This window comes from Macellibacteroides sp., from assembly GCF_050251695.1.
Taxonomy (GTDB): domain Bacteria; phylum Bacteroidota; class Bacteroidia; order Bacteroidales; family Tannerellaceae; genus Macellibacteroides; species Macellibacteroides fermentans.
Map to the genome: position 1 here is coordinate 1 of NZ_JBFWMI010000052.1, position 25,374 is coordinate 25,374.

Annotated in this window: 28 protein-coding genes; 14 read left to right on the top strand and 14 right to left on the bottom strand. The window is 39.6% G+C overall.

The features are described from left to right. Positions 1 to 1,825 (bottom strand): DNA polymerase III subunit alpha (gene dnaE / locus AB7E53_RS09125; protein ID WP_446775281.1); only part of this gene is annotated, 1,825 nt, incomplete at its 3' end. 172 nt (positions 1,826 to 1,997) lie between these two features. On the opposite strand from dnaE, the gene AB7E53_RS09130 reads away from it, so the two are divergent. From AB7E53_RS09130 to AB7E53_RS09155, 6 genes are all read left to right on the top strand, one after another. Beyond that, entirely contained in the window at positions 1,998 to 3,083 is a 1,086-nt protein-coding gene (locus AB7E53_RS09130) for an efflux RND transporter periplasmic adaptor subunit (protein ID WP_446775283.1), read from the top strand. Between the two features lie 18 nt (positions 3,084 to 3,101). Further along, complete coding sequence (locus tag AB7E53_RS09135; RefSeq protein ID WP_446775285.1) at positions 3,102 to 6,137, top strand: efflux RND transporter permease subunit; 3,036 nt, start codon at positions 3,102 to 3,104, stop codon at positions 6,135 to 6,137. Continuing rightward, positions 6,137 to 7,480 carry a TolC family protein gene (locus AB7E53_RS09140; protein ID WP_079682206.1) on the top strand — a complete coding sequence of 448 codons (1,344 nt, stop codon included), beginning with the start codon at positions 6,137 to 6,139 and terminating at the stop codon, positions 7,478 to 7,480. The genes AB7E53_RS09135 and AB7E53_RS09140 overlap by 1 nt, the downstream gene beginning before the upstream one ends. Positions 7,481 to 7,586: 106 nt before the next feature. Further along, a complete protein-coding gene (locus AB7E53_RS09145) occupies positions 7,587 to 8,054 on the top strand; it encodes a DUF134 domain-containing protein (protein ID WP_179399985.1) in 468 nt (155 codons plus the stop codon). An 11-nt stretch (positions 8,055 to 8,065) separates the two neighbouring features. After that, complete coding sequence (locus tag AB7E53_RS09150) at positions 8,066 to 8,383, top strand: NifB/NifX family molybdenum-iron cluster-binding protein (RefSeq protein WP_179399986.1); 318 nt, start codon at positions 8,066 to 8,068, stop codon at positions 8,381 to 8,383. A gap of 33 nt (positions 8,384 to 8,416) precedes the next feature. Beyond that, positions 8,417 to 9,217: an MBL fold metallo-hydrolase gene (locus tag AB7E53_RS09155; protein ID WP_179399987.1), complete on the top strand. Its 801-nt coding sequence runs from the start codon at positions 8,417 to 8,419 to the stop codon at positions 9,215 to 9,217. A gap of 3 nt (positions 9,218 to 9,220) precedes the next feature. On the opposite strand, the gene AB7E53_RS09160 is transcribed toward AB7E53_RS09155, so the two are convergent. Further along, positions 9,221 to 9,730: a C-GCAxxG-C-C family protein gene (locus tag AB7E53_RS09160; protein ID WP_218858925.1), complete on the bottom strand. Its 510-nt coding sequence runs from the start codon at positions 9,728 to 9,730 to the stop codon at positions 9,221 to 9,223. A gap of 146 nt (positions 9,731 to 9,876) precedes the next feature. Here AB7E53_RS09160 and AB7E53_RS09165 point away from each other — a divergent pair, with 146 nt between their 5' ends. From AB7E53_RS09165 to AB7E53_RS09200, 8 genes are all read left to right on the top strand, one after another. Further along, positions 9,877 to 10,443 (top strand): RNA polymerase sigma factor, encoded by a 567-nt coding sequence (locus AB7E53_RS09165; RefSeq protein ID WP_446775287.1) that lies wholly within the window; start codon positions 9,877 to 9,879, stop codon positions 10,441 to 10,443. A gap of 47 nt (positions 10,444 to 10,490) precedes the next feature. Then, positions 10,491 to 10,775 carry a hypothetical protein gene (locus tag AB7E53_RS09170; RefSeq protein ID WP_179399988.1) on the top strand — a complete coding sequence of 95 codons (285 nt, stop codon included), beginning with the start codon at positions 10,491 to 10,493 and terminating at the stop codon, positions 10,773 to 10,775. Beyond that, positions 10,762 to 11,286 carry a hypothetical protein gene (locus tag AB7E53_RS09175; protein ID WP_446775289.1) on the top strand — a complete coding sequence of 175 codons (525 nt, stop codon included), beginning with the start codon at positions 10,762 to 10,764 and terminating at the stop codon, positions 11,284 to 11,286. Before AB7E53_RS09170 ends, AB7E53_RS09175 begins: the two co-directional genes overlap by 14 nt. 68 nt (positions 11,287 to 11,354) lie before the next feature. Continuing rightward, positions 11,355 to 11,693: a hypothetical protein gene (locus AB7E53_RS09180; RefSeq protein WP_446775291.1), complete on the top strand. Its 339-nt coding sequence runs from the start codon at positions 11,355 to 11,357 to the stop codon at positions 11,691 to 11,693. Positions 11,694 to 12,325: 632 nt separating this feature from the next. Then, positions 12,326 to 12,811: an RNA polymerase sigma factor gene (locus AB7E53_RS09185; RefSeq protein ID WP_079682198.1), complete on the top strand. Its 486-nt coding sequence runs from the start codon at positions 12,326 to 12,328 to the stop codon at positions 12,809 to 12,811. An 11-nt stretch (positions 12,812 to 12,822) separates the two neighbouring features. Next, the gene (locus AB7E53_RS09190; protein WP_079682197.1) at positions 12,823 to 13,611 is read left to right on the top strand and encodes a FecR family protein; all 789 of its coding nucleotides are present in this window, start codon (positions 12,823 to 12,825) and stop codon (positions 13,609 to 13,611) included. Continuing rightward, positions 13,612 to 16,116: a TonB-dependent receptor plug domain-containing protein gene (locus tag AB7E53_RS09195; RefSeq protein WP_446775292.1), complete on the top strand. Its 2,505-nt coding sequence runs from the start codon at positions 13,612 to 13,614 to the stop codon at positions 16,114 to 16,116. Between the two features lie 95 nt (positions 16,117 to 16,211). Then, complete coding sequence (locus AB7E53_RS09200; protein ID WP_079682195.1) at positions 16,212 to 17,111, top strand: DUF2202 domain-containing protein; 900 nt, start codon at positions 16,212 to 16,214, stop codon at positions 17,109 to 17,111. Between the two features lie 75 nt (positions 17,112 to 17,186). On the opposite strand, the gene AB7E53_RS09205 is transcribed toward AB7E53_RS09200, so the two are convergent. From AB7E53_RS09205 to AB7E53_RS09260, 12 genes are all read right to left on the bottom strand, one after another. Further along, positions 17,187 to 17,888 carry a peroxiredoxin gene (locus AB7E53_RS09205; RefSeq protein WP_179400044.1) on the bottom strand — a complete coding sequence of 234 codons (702 nt, stop codon included), beginning with the start codon at positions 17,886 to 17,888 and terminating at the stop codon, positions 17,187 to 17,189. A gap of 183 nt (positions 17,889 to 18,071) precedes the next feature. Continuing rightward, positions 18,072 to 18,482 (bottom strand): acyl-CoA thioesterase, encoded by a 411-nt coding sequence (locus tag AB7E53_RS09210; RefSeq protein ID WP_079682193.1) that lies wholly within the window; start codon positions 18,480 to 18,482, stop codon positions 18,072 to 18,074. Next, positions 18,479 to 19,321, bottom strand: a complete 843-nt coding sequence (locus AB7E53_RS09215; RefSeq protein ID WP_446775294.1) for an Mrp/NBP35 family ATP-binding protein — start codon at positions 19,319 to 19,321, stop codon at positions 18,479 to 18,481. Before AB7E53_RS09215 ends, AB7E53_RS09210 begins: the two co-directional genes overlap by 4 nt. Before the next feature lie 20 nt (positions 19,322 to 19,341). Further along, complete coding sequence (def, locus tag AB7E53_RS09220; RefSeq protein WP_079682191.1) at positions 19,342 to 19,866, bottom strand: peptide deformylase; 525 nt, start codon at positions 19,864 to 19,866, stop codon at positions 19,342 to 19,344. A 7-nt stretch (positions 19,867 to 19,873) separates the two neighbouring features. Continuing rightward, positions 19,874 to 20,812 (bottom strand): radical SAM protein, encoded by a 939-nt coding sequence (locus AB7E53_RS09225; RefSeq protein ID WP_446775296.1) that lies wholly within the window; start codon positions 20,810 to 20,812, stop codon positions 19,874 to 19,876. 34 nt (positions 20,813 to 20,846) lie between these two features. After that, positions 20,847 to 21,122: a 4Fe-4S binding protein gene (locus tag AB7E53_RS09230; RefSeq protein ID WP_446775298.1), complete on the bottom strand. Its 276-nt coding sequence runs from the start codon at positions 21,120 to 21,122 to the stop codon at positions 20,847 to 20,849. Next, a complete protein-coding gene (locus AB7E53_RS09235; protein ID WP_446775259.1) occupies positions 21,053 to 21,280 on the bottom strand; it encodes a hypothetical protein in 228 nt (75 codons plus the stop codon). Before AB7E53_RS09235 ends, AB7E53_RS09230 begins: the two co-directional genes overlap by 70 nt. 49 nt (positions 21,281 to 21,329) lie before the next feature. Next, positions 21,330 to 21,848, bottom strand: a complete 519-nt coding sequence (gene cobO / locus AB7E53_RS09240; protein ID WP_179399994.1) for a cob(I)yrinic acid a,c-diamide adenosyltransferase — start codon at positions 21,846 to 21,848, stop codon at positions 21,330 to 21,332. Then, entirely contained in the window at positions 21,838 to 22,704 is an 867-nt protein-coding gene (locus tag AB7E53_RS09245) for an ATP-binding protein (RefSeq protein WP_179399995.1), read from the bottom strand. Before AB7E53_RS09245 ends, cobO begins: the two co-directional genes overlap by 11 nt. Further along, positions 22,685 to 23,551 carry a nucleotide-binding protein gene (locus AB7E53_RS09250; protein ID WP_079682186.1) on the bottom strand — a complete coding sequence of 289 codons (867 nt, stop codon included), beginning with the start codon at positions 23,549 to 23,551 and terminating at the stop codon, positions 22,685 to 22,687. The genes AB7E53_RS09245 and AB7E53_RS09250 overlap by 20 nt, the downstream gene beginning before the upstream one ends. Further along, a complete protein-coding gene (locus tag AB7E53_RS09255) occupies positions 23,548 to 24,420 on the bottom strand; it encodes an ARMT1-like domain-containing protein (RefSeq protein WP_350455748.1) in 873 nt (290 codons plus the stop codon). The genes AB7E53_RS09250 and AB7E53_RS09255 overlap by 4 nt, the downstream gene beginning before the upstream one ends. A 322-nt stretch (positions 24,421 to 24,742) precedes the next feature. After that, positions 24,743 to 25,063, bottom strand: a complete 321-nt coding sequence (locus tag AB7E53_RS09260; protein WP_079682184.1) for a NifB/NifX family molybdenum-iron cluster-binding protein — start codon at positions 25,061 to 25,063, stop codon at positions 24,743 to 24,745. Between the last annotated feature and the right edge of the window lie 311 nt (positions 25,064 to 25,374).

Here is a 25,374-nt window from a genome sequence, read left to right on the forward strand (position 1 = left end):
TGTCTTCAATTACAGATCCTTCGTATTGGGTTACCAGCATCTCCTCGCCCGTATCCTTATCTTTTGCGGTACTTACAGGTACAATATCGGAGATATCGTATTTGCCGATAATAATGCCACAGGCATGTACCCCGGTATTACGTACGTTACCCTCCAGCATTTGCGCATATTTCAGGGTATCGCGCATGGCCGGATCCGACGAGCGGGATGCCTCCTTCAGTTCCGGAACATACTCGATGGCATCCTTTAATTTAAATTTTTTCAGGTCCGGAATCTTATCGGGCACTAATTTAGCCAACCGGTTGGATTCGCTTAAGGGCAGTTTCTGTACACGAGCCACATCCTTGATGGCCGACTTGGTAGCCATCGTTCCATAGGTGATGATGTGTGCAACCCTGTCTTTACCATATTTTTCTGTAACCCAGCGTAAAACCTCTCCACGTCCGTCATCATCAAAATCCACATCGATATCGGGCATTGAGATACGGTCCGGATTCAGGAAACGCTCAAAAAGCAAATCATATTTAATAGGGTCGATATCCGTAATTCCCAAACAATAGGCAACAGCCGATCCCGCAGCCGATCCACGGCCCGGGCCAACGGCTACACCCATCTTACGTGCCGCAGCAATAAAATCCTGTACGATGAGAAAGTAACCGGGAAATCCCATCCCTTTTATCACACCCAATTCAAAGTCGATACGCTCCCGAACCTCATCATTCAGGTTTTCTCCATATTTTTTTTCGGCTCCAACGTATGTAAGGTGCCGCAGATAATCATCATCGTCCTGAAATTCGGGAGGAATGGGGAAGTCGGGCATAAGAGCCTTGTGGTCGATGGAATAGAATTCAACTTTATTGGCTATCTCCAACGTATTTTCCAGGGCTTCAGGAACATCAGCAAAGATCTGATTCATCTGTGCGGTTGTCTTCATCCACTCCTGCTTGGAATAACGCATTCGATTGGGGTCGTCAAGGTCTTTTCCGGTGCTAAGGCAAATCAACCGGTCGTGAGCCTCTGCATCTTCCTCGTTGGCAAAGTGCACATCGTTGGTAGCAATAAGTTTTACTCCATGTTTCCTGGCAAGTTCAATCAATACTTTATTTACCTCCTGTTGTTTGGGGAAAGTAGTTTGATCGGCCAGCGGATCACGCGTCTCGTGGCGTTGCATCTCCAGGTAATAGTCATCTCCAAACAGATTTTTAAACCATTGAATGGATTTGTCGGCCTCCTCCAACCGGCCCTTCATGATGTGTTGAGGAATTTCTCCTCCCAAACAGGCAGAGCTTACGATCAAACCTTCATGATATTTTTCCAATAACTCTTTATCGATTCTCGGGCGGCCGTAAAAACCTTCAGTCCACGATAAAGAAACCATCTTGATCAGGTTTTTATAACCTTGAAAATTCTTGGCAAGCACAATCAGGTGATAGCCGCTTAAATGCTCCTTTCCATCCTTGTCGAACCGGTTGGTACGGGCGCAGTAACATTCGCAGCCGATAATCGGTTTAAACAAAGAGGCTTTGCATTCAGCAATTTTCTCCGTCAGTTTCTTAATTCGTTCTTCCTCTTCCGGTGTAAGTATCTCTTTATCTTTAAGGATATTCAGCTCCTTCTCACAATCTTTGATTGTACCGGTGTATTTGCTGTTCTTTTTGTTTACTTTATTAAAAAACTCTTTAACACCAAACATATTTCCATGATCGGTGATGGCAATAGCGGGCATTCCATCTTTTTGCGCCTTTTCAATCAGCGAGTCGATAGATGCCTGTCCGTCCAGCATCGAATACTGGGTATGTACATGTAAATGAACAAAAGGTTTCATGTAATATCTAATTTCTTTTGGGAGGATAAAGATAGGAATTTTAAACCGGATGAGGCCATGACTGTAATTTTTTTCTGGAGGTAATTAAACCTTATTGTAAAACATACGTCATAATCTCTAATACTTAAGCAAAAGTATTACTTTTATGACGAATCATTAAAATAGAGAGAAGATGACCAAGAGTGTAAAATGGAGCCTTACAGCGGCTATTGTTGTATTTATTGCAGCGCTTGCTTTTTATCCGGATATAAAAAGAAAATTTCAGGGAAGCAAAGACGAAATTCCCATGTCACCCTCCAAAGGAGGTGGAAGAAACCAAGTACTCAATGTGAATGCAGAAGTGGTAAAATTCCAAACACTTACGGATAAGATAATGAGTACAGGAAGTGTAATCCCTGATGAAGAGGTGAATCTGTCTTTTGAATCATCGGGAAAGATTACGTCCATATACTTTAAAGAAGGCTCCCATGTAAGCAAGGGGGCATTGCTCGCAAAGATTAATGATCAGCCGTTACAGGCACAGCTAAAAAAGCTGGTGGCTCAGATTCCGCTTGCAAAAGACCGGGTTTTCCGCCAGCGTACACTGCTTGAAAGAGACGCTGTAAGTCAGGAGGCCTTTGAGCAAGTGCAGACAGAATACGATAAATTGATGGCAGACATCGATTTAGTGAAGGCTAATATTGCCCAGACAGAGCTTAGGGCTCCCTTCGACGGCATTATCGGACTTCGTTCCGTAAGTGAAGGCGCCTTCACTTCTCCCTCCACCGTGATTGCGAAACTAACCAAAATATCTCCCTTAAAGATTGATTTCTCCATCCCGGAACGGTATGCCAGTCAGATTGTAGCCGGAACTCCCATCTCTTTCCGGATGGACGGAGCGCTGGAAGATCTTCATGCCAAAGTATATGCTGTGGAATCCAAAGTGAATATGGAAACACGAACATTAAATGTGCGTGCCACCTATCCCAATGTTCGCGAAACGATATTGCCCGGACGGTTTGTCTCGGTCGAAATCAATATGAATGAGATTAAAGACGCACTTGCCATCCCGAGCGAGGCCATCATCCCCGAGATGGGTAAAAATATGGTGTATCTGTATAAGTCGGGAGAGGCCAAACCAACAGAAATAATAACAGGATTACGAACAGAAAGCCGTGTGCAGGTATTGGAAGGTTTACAACCCGGAGATACACTTCTTGTTACGGGAGTTATGCAGCTGCGTACCGGAATGAAGGTTAGTATTGATGCGCTTAATTAAATCTGTAAAATTTCAATCATGAATATATCCGAACTAAGTATAAAAAGACCTGTACTGGCTACAGTAATTGTGCTGGTTATTGTCTTGTTTGGTATGATTGGCTACAACTTTCTGGGTGTACGTGAGTACCCCAGTGTAGACCAGCCCATCATATCTGTGAACGTTTCCTATCCGGGAGCTAATGCCGACGTGATCATGAACCAGATAACGGAGCCGTTGGAGCAGAATATCAACGGTATTCCCGGGATTCGTTCGTTGTCGAGTGTGAGTAGTCAGGGAAGCAGCCGTATTACAGTCGAATTTGAATTGAGTGTCGATATGGAAACGGCCGCTAACGATGTCCGCGACAAGGTTTCGAGAGCCCAGCGTTTCTTACCCCGGGACTGTGATCCCCCTACCGTTTCTAAGGCCGACGCCGACGCCTCCCCAATCATGCAGATCGCGGTTCAAAGTAAAACCCGTTCTTTGATGGAACTAAGTGAAATAGCCGATCTTACGGTTAAAGAACGTTTGCAAACCATTCCGAATGTTAGTGCGGTCAATATCTGGGGCGAAAAGCGTTATTCCATGCGTTTGTGGCTGGATCCTATTAAAATGGCGGGATATGGTGTCACTCCGATAGATATCAAGAATGCGGTCGACCGTGAGAATGTTGAGCTTCCTTCCGGAAGTATTGAGGGGAATACCATGGAGTTATCCATACGTACTCTGGGCTTGATGCATACGGCTAAGGAGTTCAATGACTTGATTATTAAAGATGACGGTAGTAATATTGTTCGTTTTAGCGATGTAGGTATGGCTGAATTAGCCCCCGAAGATATCCGAAGTCTGTTGAAAAAGAACGGAGAACCCACGGTTATAAATGTATTAATCCCTCAGCCCGGGGCTAATCACATTGAAATTGCTGACGAAGCCTATAGACGTATTGAGCAGCTAAAAAAAGATTTGCCTGAAGATGTAAGTATCGAAATGGTATACGACAATACACGTTTCATTCGTGCCTCCATCTTTGAAGTGGAAGAGACGATTTATGTTGCTTTCTTACTGGTGGTTATCATTATCTTTCTGTTTTTGCGCGACTGGCGTGTTACGTTGGTTCCGGTGGTCGTTATTCCCGTTTCACTTGTGGGTGCCTTTTTTGTAATGTATTTGTCGGGTTTCTCCGTAAACGTACTCACCATGCTGGCCGTTGTATTGTCGGTGGGACTTGTGGTAGATGATGCGATTGTGGTGGCCGAGAATATCTATGTACGTATAGAAAAAGGGATGAAGCCCATCGAGGCCGGTATAGAAGGATCTAAAGAGATTTTCTTTGCTGTTGTATCCACCACTATTACGTTGATTTCGGTATTTCTTCCTATCGTATTTATGGAGGGGATGACGGGGCGTCTTTTCAAGGAGTTTAGTATTGTAATTGCCGGATCGGTGGGTATTTCGTCTATTGTGGCACTGACATTCACGCCGATGCTTGCTACTAAACTGTTAAAACGCCGTGAAAAGAAGAACTTATTTTATCAGAAAACAGAACCTTTTTTTGAAGGATTGAACCATATTTATTCCAACAGTTTGAATTGGGTGCTAAAACATCGTATCTGGTCTTTACCTGTAGTGGCTGTTTTGTTTATTTCGATTGCATTCTTATGGAAAAACATTCCTACGGAGCTTTCGCCCATGGAAGACCGTTCGATGGTGACTGTCAATTTACGCGGACCGGAAGGTGCAACCTTCGAGTTTATAAGAGATTATGCGGATCGGATCGAATTTCTGGCGGATTCTGTGGCTTACGAACGTAAGGCAAATATCGTACGCTCGTGGGGTGGAGGTGGTTTTATCAATATCATTCTGCCGGATATTTCGGATCGACCCCGTACTCAGATGGAAATTGCCGACAACCTGAGTGCTGTTGTGCGCAAAGAGACTAAAGCCCGAAGTTTTGTTCAGCAACAATCTACCTTTGGCGGACGGCGTGGAGGTATGCCGATTCAGTATGTATTGCAGGCTCCTAACCTGGTCGAATTGCAGGAGGCCTTACCTGCATTTATGGATAAGGTGAATGCCAGTCCTGTATTTGAAATGGCAGACGTAAACCTGAAGTTTACTAAACCGGAGACTCGCATATCCATCAACCGTGATAAGGCTACCTTGCTGGGAGTGAGTACCCGCAATATAGCACAGACTTTGCAATATGCCTTGAGTGGTCAGCGAATGGGGTATTTTTATCTGAACGGTAAACAATATCAGATCTTGGGCGAAATAAACAGACAGCAAAGAAATAAGCCTGTCGATTTGAAATCGATTTATGTAAGAAGCGATAAGGGTGAAATGATTCAGCTGGATAATCTGGTTACTATGGAAGAGGATGTTGCTCCACCTCAACTTTACCGGTATAACCGTTTTGTTGCCGCTACGATCTCGTCCGGACTTGCCAAGGGATATACGATTGGCGACGGATTGGATGAAATGGACCGGATTGCATCCGAAACACTTTCGGGAAGCTTCCGCACGGCATTGTCGGGAGAGTCCAAGGAGTTCCGCGAAAGCTCGGACAGCCTTATGTTCGCCATGATACTTGCTCTGCTTATGATCTTTCTTGTTTTGGCGGCGCAGTTTGAAAGTTTCAAGGATCCCTTTATTGTAATGATAACGGTTCCGCTGGCATTGGCGGGGGGACTTCTATTCATGATGTTCAGTGGGGTGACCATGAATATATTCAGTCAGATCGGGATGATCATGTTGATCGGTCTGGTGGCTAAAAACGGTATTCTGATTGTGGAATTTGCAAATCAGCGGCAGGAGTCCGGAATCCCTAAAATGGAGGCTATACAATCTGCTGCCGAACAGCGGTTACGTCCTATTCTGATGACAAGTATCTCGACCATTCTTGGTCTGGTTCCATTGGTTTTTGCTTCCGGCGAAGGTGCCAACAGCCGTATTGCCATGGGTATCTCTGTTGTGGGAGGTATGCTTATCTCCACGCTGCTTACATTGTACATTGTGCCTACCGTGTACAGTTATGTCTCAACCAAAAGAAAACACACTACAACTGAACAATGATGAGAAAATATATATTTGCTTCCCTGATAGTCTGTTCCTTTGCAATGAATGGTAAAGGGCAGGAAGTTTTCAGTCTTAAAAAATGCATAGAAACCGGACTTGAAAAGAATTATGCCATCCGCATTGTTAAGAACGAACAACAGCAAAGTGCCAACAATGCCACTCCGGGCAATGCCGGTTATCTGCCCACTCTCGATCTGACAGGCGGCTACAGCGGAGTTAACAACAATACGCGTTCTACTCTTACAGATGGTACTATCGAGAAAAGTAACGGAGTATCCACCGAAACGGCTAATGCAGGCTTAAGCTTGAACTGGACGGTGTTTGATGGTTTCGGTATTCAGGCTACATATACTAAGCTGAAAGAGTTGCAGCTAATGGGGGAATTGAATACCCGGATGACCATCGAAGATTTTGTGGCAAATCTTACCAGCGAATATTACAATTTGATTCGCCAGAAGATACGCTTGAAGAATTTACGCTCGTCGGTAGATCTTTCCAAAGAGCGCCTTCGCATTGTGGCCGAGCGCTATTCGTTGGGTTCCATGTCACGCCTGGATCTGCAGCAGGCGCAGGTCGACTTTAACGCGGATAGTTCTAAGCTACTTACCCAGTTTGAAGCAGTAAACACGTCGAACATCCGACTGAACGAGTTAATGGCTCTCGAAAATGTAGGAAGTGAAATCCAATTGCAAGATTCGGTTATCTATCCCAATCCATTCTTAGAGGAAGCCGAACTGTGGAAGCTTACACTGGAAGCTAATACATCCTTATTGGCCGCCCAGAAGAACCGGACGCTTTCGGAACTGGATTACAAGAAGGCTAAAAGCCGGAACTATCCCTACGTAAAACTGAACGCCGGTTACGGATATACCGCCAATTGGTACGAAGTTGGGACAACCGACCTGCAGCAACGATTGGGATTAAATTACGGGGTTACCATCGGAATTAACTTGTTTGACGGGTTTAATAAACGACGGGAACAACGCAATGCCAGACTTGAGATTCAGAATAAAGAACTGCGCATGCAGGAACTTGAATTATCTCTTCGGGCCGATCTAAGCAACTTATGGATGGCCTATAAGAATAACCTGGAACTGTGGAAGCTGGAAAAAGAAAACCAGGCTGTGGCGCAAGAGAACTATAGTATTGCCATCGACCGGTATAAATTGGGTGATCTTTCGGGAATAGAACTTCGCGAGGCCCAGAACAGCCTGCTTGAAGCAGAAGAAAGGCAGTCCATAGCCGAGTACGCAACAAAATTATGTGAAATATCTCTCCTTCAACTTAGCGGACAAATACTGACATACCTCAATCCTGGTCCCGATAGGGCCAGCAGGTAATAAAAAAAGAGCAATTTAAATTGCTCTTTTTTTATGCGCCAAATTATGTATACCAATTTGTGTAGCGAACAAATGTTCATTATATTTGCCAATAAAACTGTTCACTATGTCTCCTCGTCCCAAATTAATACGAAAAATCAACCACCACCCGGTTGTGTCTGGTTTTAAACCGTATGGTTTTTTACCCGACAAGAAGGTATCCGGCTCTGTTTTTCTGCATTACGAAGAGTATGAATCCATCCGGTTGTGCGATTACGAGAAACTTTCTCAACAGGAGGCCTCTGTTTATATGAACGTTTCGCGCCCTACGCTGAGTAGAATCTACACCTCTGCAAGGAATAAAATTGCTCAGGCGTTTGTAGAAGGGAAGAGGCTGATCATTGAAGGGGGAAAAGTTGTTTTTAATAACGATTGGTATACCTGTAAGTCTTGTAATTGTTATTTTAACTACCCGTTTGATGATGGACTGGCCAGGGAATGCGCTTTATGCGGAAGTCGCAACATCCAAAATTGTGATAATCCGGAAAAAGAAAGCGATGCAAATACATTAAATACAGAGAACTCTAATAGATAAATCCGTTCGTTATGATTGTCGCCATTACAAGTACAGGGAATTCGTCTGACAGCTTTATTGATCCTCGGTTTGGCCGCTGTTCCTATTTTGTCTTTTATAATACGGAGACCAAAGAATCCGTTTTTCAACCCAATCCGTTTAAAGACAATGACGAAGGAGTTGGGGTTGCAGTAGTAGACTGGATTAGTGCCTTTTCGTGTTCGAAGATTATTTCCGGACAGTTTGGGATGAAGATCAAACCCCTTCTCGATGAAAACAGAATTCAACTGATTCTGGTAAATGATCCTGAACTTACTATTCGACAGATTATTAATCTGTTGTCTCAATAATTTATGTAAAATGTTTTATCTCATTTCTTCAGTATGGAAATTACAACATTGATTGAGAATCTGGTATACCAATCCGGACTTGTAGCTGAGCATGGGCTGTCTTTTTATATGGAAGGATATCACAAGAAAATTCTTTTCGATACCGGACAAAGCGATCGTTTCATAGATAATGCCAAAGCATTGGGTATAGACCTTAGCGATGTAGATGCACTGGTTGTTAGTCACGGACATTACGACCACACTGGCGGATTAGAGGCCTTTCTGAAGATTAATACCAAGGCTGTCATCTATATGAAACCCGGAGCCATTGATGCCAAGTATCACGGAAAGGATCGTTTTATCGGAACAACCATTGATGTCCAACTACTAAAGGATCGCCTCTGTTTGGTTTATGAACGGACTGAAATAGACAAAGGAATATTTGTTATGCCCCATACACCTCTTGTAAATGCAGATGATACATCTATGCATGGCTTTCAGGTAAAAGAAGATCAGAAGATAAAGGACGATACATTTCAGGACGAACTGTTTTTAACCATTGTTCGAAGTGGAAAGCTTTCCATAATAAGCAGTTGTTCTCATAGGGGGATAAGCAATATGGTGTATGAAGCCGTAAGAACATTCATTTTGTCGGTCGACCTGATTCTGGGTGGCTTCCATCTTAAAAACTGCACTCCCCGGCAATACGAGGAGGTTATAGAATGTATGAATGAAATACAACCCAAAAGAATAGGCGTATGTCATTGTACTGGTATTGAAAAGTATTTTACACTTAAGCAAGACCTTTCCTGTACCGTTTTTTATAATATGACCGGTCATCGTGTGTTTATATAATCCTTAAGATTTTGCAGATTGTAAACTTGAGAGCTGTTCTTTAAGCATAAACCCTGCAATTCTGGCTGCATCAGCAATAAAGGCTGAGCATGGTCTGCGTTGATAATATTCTTTTGTCCGGATGGATGGGGCAGGAGTAGATTGCAACTCCGATTCCGGTAATAATTCGCGACAAAGGATTGTATGATGTTTATCTTTAAAAATTCCGGCCATTTCCCTTATAATATTATCAACGCTGTTGGATTCATTTTCATCATTAGGTACTGATATCGGATATTTAAATCCGGCTATCATGGCCATTGCTGTCACTGTTCCGCATATTTCACGCATACGGCCGACTCCCGCTCCGAAAGAAACAGACATATTTCTAGCTACATCGTACTCTAATCCAAGAATATCCCAATATGCCAGAAACACAGATTGGGCACAATTATAACCTGTATAAAAGTTATCAACAGCTTTATCAACACGTTCTTCAATATCAAAATCAGCTATTTTATTAGAGAAATTCATTGGGTTTTATTATTTTTATATTGTGTTTGCAAAAGTAGATAATTCGTTGAATTAAATAGGTATGCAGCGTAAAATAATGAACAAAAGTTCATTAATAAAGTGTTTTTGAGACCGTAGGAAATCAATCATAATCCTGTCTAATTAATATGAGCAAAAATGATAAGATGACCGATCAGGATATTATAACAGAGATACTGTTGGGTAATAGATTCTTGTTTAGCAAACTAATTGACAAATACCAGCATATGGTGTTTACACTGGCTATGGGATTTGTTCATCAGAAGGAGAATGCAGAGGATATTACGCAGGATATTTTTATTAAGGTGTGGATTGCACTCCCCAATTATAAAGGAGACGCCATCTTTTCTACGTGGCTGTATCGGATTGCAGTTAATTACTGTATTAATTTTGTAGAGAAGAATAAACGAAATCGCTTTATTGTATTGGCTGAAGAGCTTATAGGCCATGTGTTTAATACGGCTATTAACGATAAAGATGCCCAACAGGAGTTAGAAGAGATGGAAAGTGGAAACCTTGTACGTACTGCCATAGATTCATTGCCAATCAATCAACGAACGGCTTTTATTCTAAGTGCATATGAAGAACTGCCGATAAAAGAAATTGCCGCAATTATGAATCGATCAGAGGGGGCTGTTGAGCAACTTTTGCAACGAGCCAAAATGAATCTTAAGAAAAAAATAAAACATCCGTAGGATTCAACAGAAATCATTGTCTAATATTAAACAAAACAGAAACAAAGATGAACATACCTAATCAAATAAAGGAATACATTGAACAAGAGAAAAAGATTCTGCCTAATCCTTGGTTGTCTGCGAGGATTATGTCAAAAATTGACAATCCGATACAGAAACAGATACCGTATTGGCAACCGGCATTTTTCAGTTTGGCTATTGTACTTACTGTTTTGCTTGGTATCCGGATCGGTATTGCTTTTACTCCTGCCAATGAAATAAATGCAGACGTTGTTCTGAATGATAGAGATATAGAGTGCTTAAACTATTATAATCTGAATGAAGATGAGTAAGACGACTATTCTTGTATGGGTGATTGTAATACTGGTGGTTTTAAATATTACTACTGTTGTAACGTATCATTACATTCAAAGGGAAACAAGTGTTGAACAAGAAAGTATGCTTATTATGTCTGAGGGTAAAAGATTAACAGGGAGTCAATTTAGGCATATTCTTAATTTCGACAATGAACAGATGGATAGTTTCCGAAAGGAAAACAGACATTTTCAACCTCGATTCCGACATATAATATATCGCATTGATTCATTAAAAAGTGAGATGTTTACAGAATTACAACAAGCTGATATGGACTCGGTTGTTTTGGACTCTCTTGCAGCGCAAATTGGACTATTGCATGCTGATTTGAAAAGAGAAACTATTTTATTTTATATACGCATCAAAGCCGTATGCAATCAGGAACAGCAAGCGAAATTAGGAACAGTATTTTCTCCATTATTTACTGCCCAATCTGCCCAGGGTAAAGTGATGGACAGACAAGGCAAACACAGACGGGTTAAGGAGTAGTGCGAGTTTTATTTATAGAAACAGATAGTTATAGTGTGGCTTTATTAACAATTTAATAACGTAGAAATATGAAAACAAAAGTCGTGATTATTATGATGTCGTTTCTGCTGGCCGGAAGTATGGCATGGGCACAGGATGCAAAATCGGGTGCAGCACCCAAAAAAGTAGCGGATAGTTCAACAACAGTTGGAAACAGACAGCGCTTGAGAGATGGAAGTGGTTGTAACAACACTCAACAAAGAGGAAGAAATAACAATGCTGGTTTGCGGGATGGTAGTGGACGAAGGAATGGAAACGGCAAAGGATTAGCTCAAGGAAAACGTGACGGTTCCGGAGATGGCAGAGGAGGTCGCTATGTTGATGCAAATAACAATGGAGTTTGTGATTTTCGTGAGAAAGCAAAATAATAAATGTTTTGACAGATTAAAAAAGGTGCAAATTATCTTGCACCTTTTTTAATGTATACACTCCGACTTAATATGTAAATGACATTCCTCTTTTTACTTGTTTACCAATAAGCGCTTAAAAGTGAAAGCAGAGTGAAAGATATTAGGCAAAAAGTGAAGGATATTTGGTCAAAAGTGAAGGATATTTATGCCTGTTCCAGCTTTAAACTTCAGATATATAGTTATTTACGCGTTTGGGTGAAGGAAGTGAAGGATATTTTTGCAAATTATTTGTTGAAAATGAGCAGAGACTATTATAAATGGATAAGCAATAAATGCAAACAACCCAATTCAGTACGAGTCAGAGTGTCTTGAAATTGTTAGTACTTATTTCCTAAAAAGTATATACTTATATCTCAAAAAGTATATACATTTTATTGTCAAAGTGACTCGTACTGAATTTGGTTTTCACTACCAAATTATGGGTAATGGGGAGCTGGATTTCTGTTGCCAAATCCTATATAGAAGCGACCTTACTACTATTTTTAAGAATAGTCAAGCAATCTTTGTAATCTTTTAATTGTTTTATTAATACGGATCAACCGTAGGGTATTTGCCTCCTTAAACGGTTTATATTAAAAGTTGAAATTAACGTGCTGGATAAAGCTGATTTTAAATTTATATTTGATAACCACTTCGAAGAAGTTAGACGTTATATTTTTTACCGGTGCGGAGATGAAGAAACGGCATCCGATCTGGCTCAGGAGGTTTTTATGCGGGTCTGGGAAAAACGAACAAAGCTAACTTTGGATTATATAAAGCCTCTGCTTTATAAAATTGCAGGAGATTGTGTTGTAAGTGACTACAGAAAAAAGACTGTTCAAATCGGCTTTGCGCAAAATATGAAACTTGAATCCGAAAATATCTCTCCTCAGGATCAATTGCAGTATGAAGAATTAAAACAGCAATATGCAAAAGCATTGGAACAACTCTCAGAGTCGCAACGAACAACCTTTTTGATGAGCCGGAATGATGAACTGAAGTATAACGAGATAGCTGAGAGACTTAATATCAGTGTTAAAGCTGTTGAAAAAAGAATTACAGAAACTCTACGGGTTCTTAGATCAAAACTTCTTTAAACAATAAGAAAATGAAGATAGACAACATTAAAATAGATCCCCGTTGGTCCAAAAGTAAAAAGGAAATCTGGGACGCGCATTTTGAGGGATTACAAGGATCTGCCAATCCAGAAAAAACGATTCCTTTTTTTAATAGACCCGCTTTTTTCTATTCTGTGGCAGCTTCCGTTTTGATTGCGGTATTGTTTTCTTCTCTCGCATTCTTTACGACAAGGGAAGAGATGTCTCCTAGAGGAGTGCATCGGCTGGTTAAATTGCCTGATGGTTCGCAAGTGATCTTGAATGCAGATAGCAAGCTTACTTATAAACCGGGTTGGTGGTATGTGTCAAGAAGTGTTTCTTTACAAGGGGAAGCATTTTTTAAAGTTAAACGTGGAGAAAAATTTGAGGTACATTCATCTGGAGGTGTAGTACAGGTATTAGGTACCTCCTTTAATGTATTTAACAGAGCAGATGTATTTAAAACAACCTGTGTTACAGGCAGAGTGCAAGTAAAAAGTAATGGACAAACTGCCACACTAGAACCAGGCATGCAGGTGTATGCTTCTGAAGGCAGATTGTTAACCAATTATTTGCCGGATGCAAACCAGATTATATGTTGGACAGAAGATAAATTCGTTTTTATATCCACCCCTTTATCGCAGGTAATTGAGGAGATTGAACGTCAATATAATATTGATATTCTAGTTCCCGAAAATATAGATTATATTTATACGGGTAATTTTTCTAAATTGAAAGATCCGGAACAAGTGCTGGAGATTGTTGGTAAACCTTTTGGACTTAAATTAAAAATCAAATAATTGATTAAGAGACTTGGGATAATTATTCTCTTTTGTTTTTTTGAAATTCTTGCCTTTTCGCAGGAATTAAAAATAGAAGCATATAGGCAGTCGTTAGATAAGGTATTGAAAAGCCTTCCATATCAACTGTCTTACAACAATCGTGCCCTGTCTAGATACAATGTTACGGTTAATCAGACTTTTTCTTCACCACTTGAGGCCATTCAATACTTATTGAAAGACAAACCATTTACATGCGAGCAAATTGGGGGTGTGTATGTGATTACACCAATGTCTTTGAATTTGACTCCTCTAATCGTTTCTCCTGTCACTTATCCTTTAGTGATAAGTATTACCGATGCAGAGACAGGTGAGCCATTGCCTTACGCCCATATTGTTACAGCAAGTGGTTTGGGATCCACCGGACCTTCAGGCATTTTTCAAAGCAGAGAGAAGAGTTTGCTACCTCGTAGGTATCAGGTACATTACATTGGCTATGAGTCGAAAGATACGCTGCTTGTCCCCGGGAGGCATACCCTTATTCTTCGGCCTTGTTCCATTGCCCTAAATGAGATAATTATTACAACCGCTTCGGACGCGATGATGATGCAAATGGGAAAAACTTCCGGTGAGATGCGGCTTAATCAGCAAATGGCGGGTTCTTTGCCCGGGGGAAGTGATAACTCAGTATTTAGTCTTCTGCGCCTTATGCCAGGTGTACGTGTATCCGGGGAGCCTTCCGACGATCTGATTGTTTGGGATAGCGGTATTAGTGAAAGCGGAATAGTATATGATGGCTTTACAATCTTTGGTTTGAAAAACTTTAATGATAATATCAGCTCTGTTAATCCATTTATGGTGAAAGACATCCGTTTGATGAAGGGTGGTTATGATGTTTCGTGGGGAAATCACTCCGGGGCTGTTGCAGAAATAACCGGAGTAAGCGGACAAACGAAGTCACCTGTCTTTAAAGTTGCCGTGAGTAATCTGACTGCAAACATTTTTGGGTCGGTGCCCATTACCCGGCGTTCTGAAATAACTGTGGCACTTCGGCAAACTTATTACAATTTATATGATCCCGAAGAAATAGCCTTTTCGTCTCAAACACAGGGTTTACAAGTCGGGACTAAAGCCGAAGGAAGTGGTGGTCCTGGCAGTGGCGGATCCAACGGAGGAGGCTCTGGTTTCGGCAATGGGGGGAGCGGACAAAGACTAACAGATCTGTATATTATGCCGGTTTATAAGTTCGGTGATGTAAATATGAAGTTAACCGGCCGGCTCTCCGAGAATGACAGTTATTATTTGAGCTTATATGCTGCGGAGGACCGTTTTAAATTTGATGTGATGAGGGAGGATTCCTTTGCCATTAATGCCGAAGAAAATAGCCGGCAGTATGCGGGAGCAGCTTCTTATAACAGGGTTTGGAGTGATGGATCCAGTTCTCGTTTCCTTTTTACATATTCACGGCTAAACAGTGAGTCTGATCAGGTGACAAAAGTTAATGGACGACCTTTTACTCCCCTGGAATTATCTCATACTGGTAATCACATTCAGGAAAGCGGTTTAACTTTGAGTCACCATTTCGCAATTTACCGACAGCAAATTCGAATAGGAGCCGAATGGATGTATTATCAGGCGGGATTAGGGCAGTCTAACAACGGATTACATAAACCAGCTCTTTTTGTTACAGACAATATCCGTTTTGATAAATTGGATCTCACCGCCGGGATTCGGGTAGATTATCCTGATGTTGCTAATTTATACATACAACCTCGTTTTTCGGCCCGTTATGTCTTATCACCGTCCTTTGCTGCAACGGCTTCATGGGGTCTTTATAATCAATTCTATGGTCGGGGTGTATACCAAAATGAGGCTGGTAATTATCAGTATGTGTGGAAAGTGCTTCCTGCCGAACTGGCACTGTTGTCTATGCATTCGGTTGCCGGAGTGTCCTATAGTAACAACGGTTTGCTGATTAGTTTGGAAGGGTACTCGAAACATAGCGATGTATTGAGTATCACCCAGGCCGACCCATTGCTGTTAACCGAACGTACGACTTACGGTGCAGATCTTTTCCTGAAAAAGGAGTTTGGACGACACAAGGTATTTGGATCTTATTCGCTAGTTAGCAGTAATTATCCGGAATCGGTGCTGGCCCATGAAATAAAATCGGGTGTTATTTTTGCTTTCGGTCTGTTTCGTTTATCGGGTTCCTATGTGTATGGTACCGGATACAACTTGCTTATTTCCGGTGGTCAGGGGAGGGTTCAGGGTAAAGGAAAAGGACTTGTTTCGAGTAGTACTTCTACGCTAGTGGACACTCCCTACAGCAGACTCGACTTGGCTGTAAACTACCGATTTAACATTAAGAAGACGCAGTTGCAGACCGGCTTATCTTTCCTGAATCTGTTTAATACCCGTAACATCAAATACTCCTATCAAGTTGAGGAGGATACGGATATTACAAATATCTACACTAAAGCCACTCCTTTTACCCCTGTTTTGTTCGTTGAAATAAGATTTTAAAAAATTGGTAGGGTATTTGTCTGTTTGTGCGGTTACAAATCGAAGACTCTTCTAAAAGAGAATATGTAGTAACCAACAAATAAAAAGTATGTGTCATGAAAACAAAAAAATTATTAGCTGCAGTTTTGCTGTCCATGCTGACTCTTCCTTTTACAGCATGTGATAATGAGAGTGATCCGGTAAATGAAGAATTGGCAATAAAATCGCTGGTGGTGCTAAATGCTAATTCAGAAGGTATTACCACCTTGACAACTGCCAATATCATCCCAGTGATGGAGGCAACAAATCCGTTAACGGCTGATGAAATTGAATTCCTCTATGCGCTTCGTGAAGACGAAAAGCTAGCGAGAGATGTAACCACTGCTTTTGCCACTCTTTTTCCGGATTCGAAGCCCTTTGAACGGATTTCTCTGGCAGAATCCAATCATATTGCTGCTATAGAAAAGGTGCTTAGCTACTATGAAATTACTTATCCGGCTTTGGATGCTGTGGGGGTATTTGCCGATTCAACCCGCCAATCAACTTACAATGAGTTGATTGCCAGAGGAACTTCTTTAATTGAGGCTTACAAGGTAACAGCATTCCTGGAAGAAGAAAGTATTAGCGCGTTGAGTACTGTTTTAGCAGATGTTGAGAATAATAATATTGAATTATTGGTTACTCATCTTCTTGCTGCTTCAAAAAATCATCTGAAAGCCTATGTTCGTCAGCTTGCCAGCATGCAGGTCATTTATGAACCAGTTGTTCTGAGTGCGGAACTTTATAATTCCATTATAACAGCGCCTTTTGCCATGGGCAATCAATATCAGGTACATGGACAGAGTGGATTAATGACCAACACCCGTAAACGGGCTCAGACACAGAATGGTCTTTCTGATGGTCCCAAAGGAGAGGTAAATCGATATGGGGAGTGTATCCAAACCACATATGGCGAAGCTCCGGGCAGTACTAGTGGCGAAGGTCGTGTAGGAAAAGGATATCGAGGAGGACGGTAGTTAGTGAGCTATATGGTGTAAAAAGAGGATGAATTCACGTAACGTGATTCATCCTCTTTTTATGGAGTGTAAGTGTTAACTCATTATTTCCTCAATGGTGATATAGTCACCCACATGTCCAGCCATTTTCTCAGCGTCAGTATTTACAGGCAGTGTCTTTTTTCCAGGTCTCCAACCTGCAGGACAAACTTCTCCTGTCTTAGTAGCATATTGCCATGCTTCAACCTGGCGAAGAAATTCATTAACATTGCGCCCTACAGAGTCGGCCTGCACCTCTTGAGCAACACAGATTCCATCCGGATTAAATAAAAAACGGCCACGTAAAGCAACGCCTTCTTCCTCCACTAAAACACCAAAAGCCCGGCTTACTTCCTGATTTGTATCAGCTCCGATGGTAAGTTGCAGCCCTTTTAAAAGCGGTTCGGTTTCTACAAAACGTTTATGTGAGAATTTAGAATCGACGGATACAGCTAAAATTTCTGTATTCAATTTCTGAAATTCATCGTATTTTGCGTTCATCGCTGCAATTTCCGTTGGACAAACAAATGTAAAGTCGGCTGGATAGAAGCATACAACAGCCCACTTGCCTTTATAATCTTCACTTGAAACAGTTTTAAAATGCCCTGTTTTAGCATCAAATGCATCCATTGTGAATACTGGCATCTCACGTCTTACCATTGTTGAACTCATAGTTTTTTCTTCTTTTTGATAATTAACATTTTCAATCCTGCTAGTCTCGATTTTCTTTCTTGGTTTTAATCCTGTATCACATCCCATATGTATTCCCCCCATATTTAAATTAGCAATTGTTTGTGGCAATAAAATTATTAATAAAGTTCACTAAAACAAATTATTATGATAAATAATAATGAACTAATGTTCAAAAACATATAACATGTATATCTTTTAAGACAAACAGATTTCTTATTGATATAGTATACCTATGGATTATCACAAGACCTATATTAAATATGCTTTTTCAATCGCAGATAATACGAATTCGGGTGGAGGGCAGGGCTTCCAGTTTTCTTTGCAAACAAAAGCAAGTTCTGTCTCGGCTGTGTTGACTAATTCGCTCTGGCTATTGTATAGCTTATATGTAAACCAGATTCGAACTCCTTTTATCTCCTTCAATACAGTTTTAATAGTAAGAAGTTCGTCATACTGGATTGTTTTAATAAACCGGAAATTCATTTTGATTACAGGGAGCATATAACCTGCATTTTCTATTTCATTATAAGGAATTCCAATCGCACGAAATAACTCCCAACGTGCAACTTCATAGTATCTGGCATAATTAGAGTGATGCACTGTGCCCATCTTATCTGTTTCCGGATATAAAACCCTTAAAGAATGGCTATGTTCTATCATTGCATATTTAATTTATCAGAGAGTTCTTTATTAAAGGAAATAATACCATCTGTTAGGGATTCAAATCCTTTTTTAACGGCTGTATTTCTAAATAATATGTCTAATTTTCCTTCATCGCAGTTATTACATACATCTTCTGTAACTGGAATCTGTGCAAGCAATCGTAGATTGAATTGGCTTGCTAACTTTTCGCCTCCGTCTTTACCAAACAAATAATACTTTTCTTCCGGATGTTTTCCCGGTGTAAACCAAGACATATTCTCTACAATGCCATAGATGGGAACTCCTACATGCTCGTCCAGATACATATCAATAGCCTTTTTAACATCACACATGGCAAGTAATTGAGGTGTTGTTATAATAACTGCTCCGCTTATCATGTATTGCTGCAGTAAAGTTATATGTATGTCTCCGGTTCCCGGAGGAGTGTCAATAATAAGATAATCAAGCGGACCCCATTCTGTGTCATTGATCAACTGTTTTAAGGCATTGGATGCTAGTGGACCACGCCATAAAACAGCTTGTTTGGGATCAATAAAGAACCCAATTGACATAACTTTGATGCCATATTTATGAAAGGGGACTATTTTGTTTTTTCCTTCACACTCTTTAATTTCCGGGTGCTGGTTTTGAATATTGAACAATGTAGGCACTGAAGGACCATAGATGTCGGCATCCAATAATCCCACAGCATATCCTTCCAAAGCCAGATTTACAGCCATTCCTGATGCTACCGTAGATTTTCCAACTCCTCCTTTTCCCGAGGCAACTATGATAATATTTTTAATATGAGGCAGTACCGTTTTTTCGATCACCTCTCTTTTTACTTTCTGTTCCATATTTGAACTATTAATTGTTATTATATCCTTGATGATTTTTGAAGCTTCTTTAATTTGCTGCTAATGAGTAATTTTCGCATAGGGTCGAGTCTGTCGGTAAATAGGATTCCCTCCAGATGATCAAATTCATGTTGAAAAATACGAGCTTCTATCCCCGATAATACTTTTTCAACAAGTTTTAGTTCCATGTCTGAAAATGAAACCTTTATATGGGCCGGACGTTCTACAATTTCATAAATTCCCGGAATGCTCAAGCACCCTTCATTATAAATTGATTTTTCTGAACTGTATTCAATTATAGATGGATTTATGAAGGCTTGCCGAATAATTTCAATTTCTGGATCATCGTTTATTAATGGGGTTGTATCTATAATAAATATACGCTTGGAGATTCCGATCTGAGGAGCAGCCAACCCTATGCCTTCTTCTTTATCGAGGATGGAAAACATCCGGTTTACAGTTTGCTCTAATTCTGTGTTTTCGGTAATAGGCTCAGCTATTTTGCGTAAAACAGGAGAGCCGTAGGTAACTATTCTTGATGTCATGACGGTGTTACTTTTGAAATTGACGTATGTAATATACAGTCGAATTGTATTCAACTTTACGAATCGAATGGTTGTTTATCAGGTAATCCACAATTCTGGAATCTGCCTTGTCTTTAATTAATAGTTGTTGCATAGCATCCTCTCTGATTGGGTGAACACTGCAAATGTTAACGATGTCTTTAATAATATTGCCGGTATATCCCATATTTGAACCTTCGTAACCAAGTATCATCTCCGGATTTATACCTGCGTTCAGATAAATTTGGTAAGCCTGATTGAGGCTTTCCTCATCTGGTTTATTTACCCAGTTCAATGCCGGGGGTCTGGTCGGTATCGAAATATATGAGGTTGTGGGTTTGATTTGTTTGATCAGATCGGCTGTATCTTGTATTTGTAATGCATTGTCATTAACATCCTTAACAAGCATCGTTTCTGTGTTAAGGCTACCTCTATATTCCTTTGCAAAAAGAAACAGATTTTCTTTATAAGTATTAAAATCCAACAGTATATGTGGCCGATTAATTGCTCTCCACACTTTTTCGTCGGCACTGTCTACTTTCAATGATACCCAGTCTGCTTTACATAAGTTGTTTCTCACTTCTGTTGCATTGAGTAAAGATGCATTGGTAATTACGGCAATTGGAATTCCAAACTCTTTGAGTCTCTCTATAGATTCTCCCAGGTTTATATCTAATGTAGGCTCTCCGTTTGCTACAAAAGTTAAATAATCGGGCTTGTTGTTTTTGTCCAGACTATCAAGATGTTTTTTTACTTTTTTAAAGATTACTTCAGGCTTATAAAATTGCTGACGGATGATATTGTGCCTTTTGGTTACACCAACCTGACAATAAATACATGAATAGGAGCATATTTTAGGAGTTGGGATATTATTTATCCCAAGACTTATGCCTAGTCTGCGAGAAGATACCGGTCCAAAACTAATCATAATCTATTCCTTTTTATATAACTATTGAAAAACCTTAACTTATTGCATCAGAAGGACAAGCCGGAATGCATTTCCGGCATTTTTTGCAGATGCTTTCATCTATTACAGCTTTGCTATTTTCAATCACTATCGCATGGAAGGGACAAGCATCTACACAGTTTCCACAGCCACTACATAATGCAATATTAACAACCGGAATTTTTCGAATGGGTTTTTTATCAGACTTAATCTCATTATCTTTTATCTCATCTTTTCTACGTCGCTCCAGTTGGGCATTGCAGGAAGGACATAGTATAGATCTGCAGGATATTCCTCTTTGGTGAGGTGCAGTATAGCCACATCGAGGACAAACACACACAACAGTAGACCGCTCTTCATTGTACGAGCTCTCTTCTTTTGTACCTTGTCTGTTTCCTTTACAGCCTTGTGTTTGTTTCTTACCAAACAGGAATTTTCTTCCATTTCCATTTCCAAATAATCTACCGACGAATTTTTTGCTAAACATGATTCTATATATTTAAAATTCGATTCCTTCTCTTGCGGGAACTCCTTGATTGTAGTAATGCTTTATTTCTTTCATTTCTGTAACTAAATCGGCGACTTCTATCAGTTCTGCAGGTGCATACCTACCTGTAAGAACAACTTCTGTCGAAACTGCTTTTTTTTGAAGAATAGATATTAAATTCTCCGATTTAAAAAGTTTATAATACAATGCAATACATACTTCATCTAGTATGATGACATCGTAATAACCTGCTTCTATTTGTTTTTCTACGTCTTTTAGTCCGTCACATGCAGCCTCAATATCTCTTTGTGTGGGATTATTTTCTATAAAACAATCCAGCCCATACTGTTTAATCTCCAATTCTGGAAAGTGTTTTAATGCATTCAGTTCTGAATATGGCATTCCCTTTACAAACTGACCGATAAAAACCCTTTTTCCAGCTCCAATTGCCCTGATTGCAAGTCCAATGGCAGCAGTCGTTTTTCCTTTGCCATTTCCAGTATAAAGATGAATATATCCCTTAGCTTCCATTTGTAATTCGATTAAATGCGTGAATCAGTTTTTGGGAAATAGTGGAATCTGGTAACCATTCTATGATGCTTTTACATTGTACCATTGCTTCAACCATTTGCGAATCAAATGGCAACTCTGCCAAAATGTCTATTCTGGTATTTTTGCAATATGTTTTTATTAGTTCTGATATATTTGAATTTATATCTGATTTATTTATAATTACCCAGCTCTTTAGATTAAATTTGCTGGTAATTTCTATAGTCCGTTTCAAATCATGTAATCCAGAAACGCTTGGTTCTGTTACAATGATTACGTGATCTACACCAGTGATTGCCGAAATTACAGGGCATCCTATTCCAGGAGGACCGTCAATTATTGTAACTGCCAGCTGATTATTTTCGGCCTCCCTTTTGGCTTCCTGACGAACCATGTTGACTAGTTTTCCCGAATTTTCTTCGCCGGGAGCTAAGCGTCCATATACCATCCTTCCATTTCTAAAGCTACCTGCATACATTCTGCTTTTATCTTCGTAGATATTATTAATGGCGTCATACGGACAAATCCTGGAGCATAATACACATCCGTCACAAAGAGTATCAGATATAATAACTTTGTCATTTTCATAGCTAATTGCATCAAAACGACAAAAATCTATGCAGTATCCGCAATTTGTACATTTGCGCTCATCAATCACAGCTTTCTGACCTGTTACAAAAGCTTTTTCTTTTTCTACTACCGGATTGAATAAAATATAAAGATTAGCTGCGTCTACATCGCAATCCGCCAGAACAACGTGATTTTCTAAAGTGGCAAATGCTGCGCTGATACTGCTCTTCCCTGTTCCTCCTTTTCCACTAATTACGGCTATCTCCATTATTATTTATTATTTTATCAACCATTTCTTTAAATTTCTTCTGCCAATCCCGATTGAAAATCGAATATATTTCTCCTTTTGAATAAATAGAAGCTACCTCTTTATCGAATGGAATTTCCATTAACAATGCTATTTTTTCTGTTTCCAGGTAGTTATAAACGTCCCGATTTCCTAAACCCGCTTTATTTATAATTACTCCATATTTTTTTGATAGAGTTTTTAACGTATCGACTGACTGTTTAAGGTCACTTAGACCAAAAGGTGTTGGTTCTGTAACTAATATTACAAAATCTGCCTGAGATACAGTTTGAATAAACGGACATGAAGTTCCTGGAGGAGAATCTAATATTACAACCGGACATTGCCCGGCTTCTTTTATCGCAGCTTTAATCACATTAACCGGAGTATAAACCCCTACCTTCATCCGGCTTTCAATGATTTTTGAGAACTTTGAAATTGAGTATGTATTTACTGTACCCAGTTCATCTTCTTTCTCTGTTATGGCACCTTTAGTACAAGCAATCGAACACGCACCGCATCCATGACACAATTCCTCCATTACATGAATGGTTTTTCTTGTACGGAGAAAGAAAATAGCATTGTAATTACAATAATCGTAACACTTTCCACAATATGTACATAAATCAGTGTTTATAACAGGTACCTGCTGCGTAATTCGCTTTGATTTAATCCGGAAGCCAGAGAAGAATGCCTGAGCATTTGGTTCTTCGGCATCACAATCAACCAATGTTACTTCGTAATCTTGTTGCATCAGTGTATAGAAAAGGTTGGTTGATACTAATGTTTTACCAGTACCACCCTTTCCGCTTGCGATAGCTATTTTCATTTTATTCCATTTTTTTTCATTACTACAAAATCTCCCTTTTTAACGCCAAGTTTTTCTGCTATTACATGACACTTAATCATTAAAAGGAAGAATATTTCTTTATCGGACCGCTCCAGCAACCCTTCCAGATTTCCTTGTCCTTTAGATATAATTACATCTGCTTTTTCAAATATTTCCACAAATTCAGCAGAACACTTATCTACAATTGTAGATGGCGCATCGTATCCGTTTGATATGATATCTGCTACTTCATCCATTTGTATATAGCGTGCATCTTCTAATGTTGCATCATTTATAATAGCATCACCCCGTACGGCATAATACAAATTAGGATGCATAATCGTTTCAATAAATAATTTGTCGAAAACAATTTCACCACAATTATCTCCTAAGTAAAGCACTGTATTTGCTTTCTGTATTTTTTCTTTTAATTCGATTGAGTCGTCTATTGCAAAATCCGATTGAAGAACTTTTTGTAAAGTTTGATCTACATTAAAGCTATTACTGACTCCATAATCCATAATGTTCCCACTTATTGCCAGTCTAAGTGCTTTATTGAAGGGGTCGAGGGAGTTGATAACCTTCTCTTTTAATTTAGGATATTTGGACAAGATAAAGTCATTACTTTCTCTCTTTTCATTTTTATAAGGGTCATTTACGCCGGTGTATTTTTTGAGCATCAAATGAAGGGAGCGAGAAAACTCAGGAGAAAAATAACAATCCCATGTTTTACTGTATTGCATTGCCATTTCTCTTGTGAATATGCTTTTATCCTCTGCAGGGATATTTAGCTTTTCCATCAACTCTCCAAATACTCTTGTAGCACAAAAAAAGCATCTGTAATCAGGAATTACTTTGTTATTGTTCATCTAATTGTATTTATTTTCTTGTCACAATAAGGCCAAAAGTTATCGTCCTGTTACTTGTTGTTGTATATATTTTGGCTCATACCAAATCTGCCTCTGTTCAAATTATCCTGTCTGAAACAGCATCTTTTACGTCGGCTTAACCCAATTTGCAAACTCTCTCTTAGATGGTTGCAATCTGTTTTTTTTGACTCAGCATTACTTTCCAATTCTGTCAATCCGAAATTTCTTCCTTTTCCTTGACCGTTCCTGCATCCATGTTGTCTGTTAAATCTTGGCATAACTACCTCCTTTTTATTAATACTTACGGTTTGAAGAATTATACTTATTCTTTTTTTATTGATTCAATAATTTCTTTAATTTTTTTTGTAGTGTCCTTTTCAATACTTGCTTTAATGCCTAATTCAACAAATAACGATTTAATTTTCATTCCAAATTCGCCAGATATTACTCTCTTTACGTCATTGGATGCAATAAACTGTACTGAGGCAGGTCCGGCTCCTTCATCGCAATCTTTGTTAGGATTTACCATAAACTCAGTAGTTGAAGATTCTGTGTCGTAAAATGCAAAAAAGGAACAACGTCCGAACCTGCTATCGATAGTTCCTTCTAAATTATTATCTGTAGATGTGATTGCTATTATCATGATGAAAATATTAATTAAAGTGTTGATATATAATGGTTGATGTTGTTTGTTGATCTGTATTTTTCTGCAAATATAATGAACATATGTTCATAATATACTTTTCCGGTGTTAAATTTTAAAATTCTTTTTATTGAAAGATCGCATTAAATGAAAAGTGATTCTCTGACGAAGAAATAAACCGATCTGTATAATAAATAGGCCTTTTTTATGTTTTTATGGAAGTTAGCGATGTATAATGAATAATGGGAAACAGCGTGTCGGAACTTCAGGTTAATATTCAGATGGTAGATTTGCAAAGGCAGTATCATCGG

Bases quoted from the DNA above. Each gene is read 5' to 3' on its own strand.
- AB7E53_RS09255 (WP_350455748.1), bottom strand. From the start codon at position 24,420: ATGAACAATAACAAAGTAATTCCTGATTACAGATGCTTTTTTTGTGCT.
- AB7E53_RS09160 (WP_218858925.1), bottom strand. From the start codon at position 9,730: ATGAATTTCTCTAATAAAATAGCTGATTTTGATATTGAAGAACGTGTT.
- AB7E53_RS09150 (WP_179399986.1), top strand. From the start codon at position 8,066: ATGATTGTCGCCATTACAAGTACAGGGAATTCGTCTGACAGCTTTATT.
- AB7E53_RS09135 (WP_446775285.1), top strand. From the start codon at position 3,102: ATGAATATATCCGAACTAAGTATAAAAAGACCTGTACTGGCTACAGTA.
- def (WP_079682191.1), bottom strand. From the start codon at position 19,866: ATGACATCAAGAATAGTTACCTACGGCTCTCCTGTTTTACGCAAAATA.
- AB7E53_RS09210 (WP_079682193.1), bottom strand. From the start codon at position 18,482: ATGATAGAACATAGCCATTCTTTAAGGGTTTTATATCCGGAAACAGAT.
- AB7E53_RS09140 (WP_079682206.1), top strand. From the start codon at position 6,137: ATGAGAAAATATATATTTGCTTCCCTGATAGTCTGTTCCTTTGCAATG.
- AB7E53_RS09180 (WP_446775291.1), top strand. From the start codon at position 11,355: ATGAAAACAAAAGTCGTGATTATTATGATGTCGTTTCTGCTGGCCGGA.
- AB7E53_RS09190 (WP_079682197.1), top strand. From the start codon at position 12,823: ATGAAGATAGACAACATTAAAATAGATCCCCGTTGGTCCAAAAGTAAA.
- AB7E53_RS09175 (WP_446775289.1), top strand. From the start codon at position 10,762: ATGAAGATGAGTAAGACGACTATTCTTGTATGGGTGATTGTAATACTG.
- AB7E53_RS09200 (WP_079682195.1), top strand. From the start codon at position 16,212: ATGAAAACAAAAAAATTATTAGCTGCAGTTTTGCTGTCCATGCTGACT.
- AB7E53_RS09145 (WP_179399985.1), top strand. From the start codon at position 7,587: ATGTCTCCTCGTCCCAAATTAATACGAAAAATCAACCACCACCCGGTT.
- cobO (WP_179399994.1), bottom strand. From the start codon at position 21,848: ATGGAAGCTAAGGGATATATTCATCTTTATACTGGAAATGGCAAAGGA.
- AB7E53_RS09225 (WP_446775296.1), bottom strand. From the start codon at position 20,812: ATGATTAGTTTTGGACCGGTATCTTCTCGCAGACTAGGCATAAGTCTT.
- AB7E53_RS09205 (WP_179400044.1), bottom strand. From the start codon at position 17,888: ATGGGATGTGATACAGGATTAAAACCAAGAAAGAAAATCGAGACTAGC.
- AB7E53_RS09235 (WP_446775259.1), bottom strand. From the start codon at position 21,280: ATGGAAATGGAAGAAAATTCCTGTTTGGTAAGAAACAAACACAAGGCT.
- AB7E53_RS09170 (WP_179399988.1), top strand. From the start codon at position 10,491: ATGAACATACCTAATCAAATAAAGGAATACATTGAACAAGAGAAAAAG.
- AB7E53_RS09245 (WP_179399995.1), bottom strand. From the start codon at position 22,704: ATGGAGATAGCCGTAATTAGTGGAAAAGGAGGAACAGGGAAGAGCAGT.
- AB7E53_RS09130 (WP_446775283.1), top strand. From the start codon at position 1,998: ATGACCAAGAGTGTAAAATGGAGCCTTACAGCGGCTATTGTTGTATTT.
- AB7E53_RS09165 (WP_446775287.1), top strand. From the start codon at position 9,877: ATGAGCAAAAATGATAAGATGACCGATCAGGATATTATAACAGAGATA.
- AB7E53_RS09155 (WP_179399987.1), top strand. From the start codon at position 8,417: ATGGAAATTACAACATTGATTGAGAATCTGGTATACCAATCCGGACTT.
- AB7E53_RS09215 (WP_446775294.1), bottom strand. From the start codon at position 19,321: ATGGAACAGAAAGTAAAAAGAGAGGTGATCGAAAAAACGGTACTGCCT.
- AB7E53_RS09250 (WP_079682186.1), bottom strand. From the start codon at position 23,551: ATGAAAATAGCTATCGCAAGCGGAAAGGGTGGTACTGGTAAAACATTA.
- AB7E53_RS09260 (WP_079682184.1), bottom strand. From the start codon at position 25,063: ATGATAATAGCAATCACATCTACAGATAATAATTTAGAAGGAACTATC.